Consider the following 4,059-nt stretch of genomic DNA (forward strand, 5'->3'; position numbering starts at 1 on the left):
AGAAGTCGTTCGTCGACGACCTGGACATCGACTCGCTGTCGATGGTCGAGATCGCCGTGCAGACCGAGGACAAGTACGGCGTGAAGATCCCCGACGAAGACCTCGCGGGTCTGCGCACCGTCGGCGACGTGGTCGGCTACATCCAGAAGCTCGAGGCCGAGAACCCCGAGGCCGCCGCCGCGCTGCGCGAGAAGTTCGGTTCCGAGAGCTAATCGTGTCCTCTCAGCCTTCTACGGCCAACGGCGGTTACCCGAATGTGGTGGTAACCGCCGTTGAGGCCACCACTTCAATCGGCGCGGACATCGAGAGCACGTGGAAGGGCTTGCTCGCCGGCGAGAGCGGCATCCATGTGCTTGAGGACGAGTTCGTCTCCAAGTGGGATCTGCCGGTCAAGATCGGCGGACACCTCAAGGACCCGGTGGACGACCACATGGGCCGGCTGGACCTGCGACGGATGTCGTACGTCCAGCGGATGGCCAAACTGCTCGCCGGGCGGTTGTGGGAGAACGCCGGATCGCCCGAGGTCGACCCGGACCGTTTCACGGTCGTCGTCGGCACCGGACTGGGTGGCGGCGAGAAGATTGTCGAAACCTATGACCTGATGAACGAGGGTGGCCCCCGCAAGGTGTCGCCGCTGGCCGTTCAGATGATCATGCCCAACGGTGCGGCCGCAGTGGTCGGTCTGCAGCTCGGCGCTCGCGCCGGGGTCATCACCCCGGTGTCGGCTTGTTCGTCGGGTTCGGAGGCGATTGCGCACGCGTGGCGTCAGATCGTCATGGGCGACGCGGACTTCGCGGTCTGCGGCGGTGTCGAAGGCGGCATCGAGGCCCTTCCGATCGCTACCTTCTCGATGATGCGGGCCATGTCGACCCGCAACGACGACCCCGAGGGTGCGTCGCGGCCGTTCGACAAGGACCGGGACGGCTTCGTATTCGGTGAGGCCGGCGCGCTGATGATCATCGAGACCGAAGAGCACGCCAAGGCGCGCGGCGCTAAGCCGCTGGCCCGGTTGATGGGCGCCGGTATCACCTCCGACGCCTTCCACATGGTGGCTCCCGGTCCCGACGGCAAGCGGGCCGGCCGTGCGATGACCCGGTCGTTGGAGTTGGCGGGCCTGTCCGCTAAGGACGTCGACCACATCAACGCGCACGGAACGGCTACTCCGATCGGTGACACGGCCGAGGCGAACGCGATCCGGGAAGCCGGTTGCCAGCACGCCGCGGTGTACGCACCCAAGTCGGCGCTGGGCCACTCCATTGGGGCGGTCGGGGCGCTGGAGTCGGTGCTGACGGTGCTCTCGTTGCGTGACGGGGTCATCCCGCCGACGCTGAACTACGAGACACCCGATCCCGAGATCGATTTGGACGTCGTGGCGGGCGAGCCCCGTTACGGTGACTACAAGTACGCGATTAACAATTCATTCGGGTTCGGTGGGCACAACGTCGCGCTCGCCTTTGGGCGGTACTGACACCGGAACGCGAGAGAGGGAAGTTCGCAACAGCCATGTCAACGCTGGCAACGGGAAAGGGTCTCCCCAACGTCGTCGTCACCGGCTACGCCATGACGACGGCTTTGGCAGCGGATGGGGAGAACACCTGGAAGAAGCTGCTGGACGGCCAAAGCGGCATTCGCAGGCTGACCGATTCATTCGTCGAGGAGTATGACCTGCCGGTTCGTATCGGCGGGCACCTCGTCGAGACCCCGGAGATGTTCGACGAGGGGCTGAACCGGACGGAGCTGCGTCGGCTTTCCTACTTGCAGAAGTTGGCTTTGGTGCTGAGCCGGCGTGCCTGGGAGCACGCCGGCTCACCCGAAGTCGACACCCGGCGCCTCATGGTGTCGGTCGGCACCGGGATGGGCTCCAGTGAGGAGCTCGTCTGGGCCTACGACGGCATGCGCGAACGCGGCCTGAGGGCGGTCTCGCCATTGGTCGTGCAGAAGTACATGCCCAACGGAGCGGCCGCTGCGGTCGGACTGGACCGTCAGGCCAAAGCCGGGGTGATCACCCCGATCTCGGCCTGTGCATCCGGCTCCGAGGGCATCGCCCACGCCTGGCAGCAGATTGTTCTCGGCGAAGCCGACATAGCGATCTGCGGCGGTGTGGAAACCCGGATCGAAGCAGTGCCGATCGCGGGATTCGCCCAGATGCGCATCGTGCTGTCCACCAGCAATGACGACCCGGAGGGCGCCTGCCGCCCCTTCGACCGTGACCGCAACGGGTTCGTGTTCGGCGAGGGCGCCGCACTGATGGTGATCGAGACCGAGGAGCACGCCAAGGCGCGCGGCGCCAACATCCTCGCCCGGATCATGGGTGCCTCGATCACCTCGGACGGCTACCACATCGTCGCGCCGGACCCCGACGGTCAAAGCGCGGGTCGGGCGATGACACGGGCGATCCAGATGGCCGACCTGACACCCGGCGACATCAGCCACGTCAATGCGCACGCCACCGGAACCACGGTGGGTGACGTGGCAGAAGGCCACGCCATCAACCTGGCTTTGGGTCCGCACGGCGGCAACGCCGCGGTGTACGCGCCCAAGGCGGCACTCGGCCACTCGGTCGGTGCGGTCGGCGCGGTCGAATCCATCCTGACGGTGATGGCCCTGCGTGAACAGGTCATCCCACCGACGCGCAACATGGAGAACCTCGACCCCGAGATCGACCTGGATGTGGTCGCAGGCGAACCGCGCCCGGGCAACTACGAGTACGCGATCAACAACTCATTCGGGTTCGGCGGGCACAACGTCGCAATCGTCTTCGGTCGGTACTGAAGGCCATAAACGGACCAGAAGCGAGACCCGCGATCAAGAATCAGACCCAAGGAGAGGCGCGATGACGACTATGGCTCCCGAGACGGTGGGCGAATCGCTCGACCCGCGCGATCCCCTGCTGCGCCTGTCGACCTTCTTCGACGACGGCACCGTGGAATTGCTGCACGAGCGCGACCGTTCCGGCGTGCTGGCCGCGGGCGGCACCGTCAACGGAGTGCGCACCATCGCGTTCTGCACCGACGGCACCGTGATGGGCGGCGCCATGGGCATCGAGGGCTGCGACCACATCGTCAACGCCTACGACACCGCGATCGCCGAGCAGAGCCCGATCGTGGGCCTGTGGCACTCGGGCGGTGCCCGGCTGGCTGAGGGCGTGCGAGCCCTGCACGCGGTCGGACGGGTCTTCGAAGCCATGATCCGGGCTTCCGGATTTGTCCCGCAGATCTCGGTGGTGGTCGGTTTCGCCGCCGGCGGCGCCGCCTACGGGCCGGCCCTGACCGACGTCATCGTGATGGCACCGGAGGGCCGGGTGTTCGTCACCGGCCCCGACGTGGTGCGCAGCGTCACCGGCGAGGACGTCGACATGGCCGCGCTGGGCGGCCCCGACACCCACCACAAGAAGTCCGGCGTGTGCCACATCGTCGCCGACGACGAGCTCGACGCCTACGAGCGGGGCCGCCGTCTGGTCGGGTTGTTCTGCCAGCAGGGCCATTTCGACCGCAACAAGGCCGAGGCGGGCGAGATCGACCTGCACGCGCTGCTGCCGGAGTCGGCGCGGCGCGCCTACGACGTGCACCCGCTGGTGAACGGCCTGCTCGATGCCGACGCTCCGTTCGATGAGTTCCAGGCCAAATGGGCGCCGTCGATGGTGGTCGGGCTGGGCCGGTTGTCGGGTCGCACCGTCGGCGTGCTGGCCAACAACCCGCTGCGGCTGGGCGGCTGCCTGAACTCCGAGAGCGCCGAGAAGGCGGCACGTTTCGTGCGGCTGTGCGACGCCTTCGGGATTCCGCTGATCGTGATCGTCGACGTGCCGGGCTACCTGCCGGGTGTAGGCCAGGAATGGGGTGGCGTGGTGCGCCGCGGCGCCAAGCTGCTGCACGCGTTCGGTGAGGCCACCGTCCCCCGCGTCACGCTGGTGACCCGCAAGACTTACGGTGGGGCCTACATCGCGATGAACTCGCGGTCGTTGGGCGCCACCAGGGTGTTCGCCTGGCCGGACGCCGAGGTCGCGGTGATGGGCGCCAAGGCCGCGGTCGGCATCCTGCACAAGAAGAAGCTGGCCGCCGC

At 67.2% G+C, this 4,059-nt stretch carries 4 protein-coding genes; all 4 read left to right on the forward strand.

Annotation, left to right across the window (positions count from 1 at the left end; all coding sequences use genetic code 11):
* Positions 1–212: acyl carrier protein (locus AC2VOG_RS16230; RefSeq protein WP_486940895.1), on the forward strand; the 212-nt coding region annotated here is incomplete at its 5' end.
* Between the two features lie 2 nt (positions 213–214).
* A complete protein-coding gene (kasA, locus tag AC2VOG_RS16235; protein ID WP_046188313.1) occupies positions 215–1,468 on the forward strand; it encodes a 3-oxoacyl-ACP synthase KasA in 1,254 nt (417 codons plus the stop codon).
* Between the two features lie 35 nt (positions 1,469–1,503).
* Positions 1,504–2,772, forward strand: a complete 1,269-nt coding sequence (kasB, locus tag AC2VOG_RS16240; RefSeq protein WP_486940896.1) for a 3-oxoacyl-ACP synthase KasB — start codon at positions 1,504–1,506, stop codon at positions 2,770–2,772.
* 61 nt (positions 2,773–2,833) lie between these two features.
* Positions 2,834–4,059 (forward strand): acyl-CoA carboxylase subunit beta (locus AC2VOG_RS16245; RefSeq protein ID WP_486940897.1); only part of this gene is annotated, 1,226 nt, incomplete at its 3' end.

The organism is Mycobacterium sp. TH-M11, assembly GCF_057473725.1.

Excerpts from the sequence above, each read along its gene's own strand:
- kasB (WP_486940896.1), top strand. The coding sequence starts at position 1,504 with ATGTCAACGCTGGCAACGGGAAAGGGTCTCCCCAACGTCGTCGTCACC.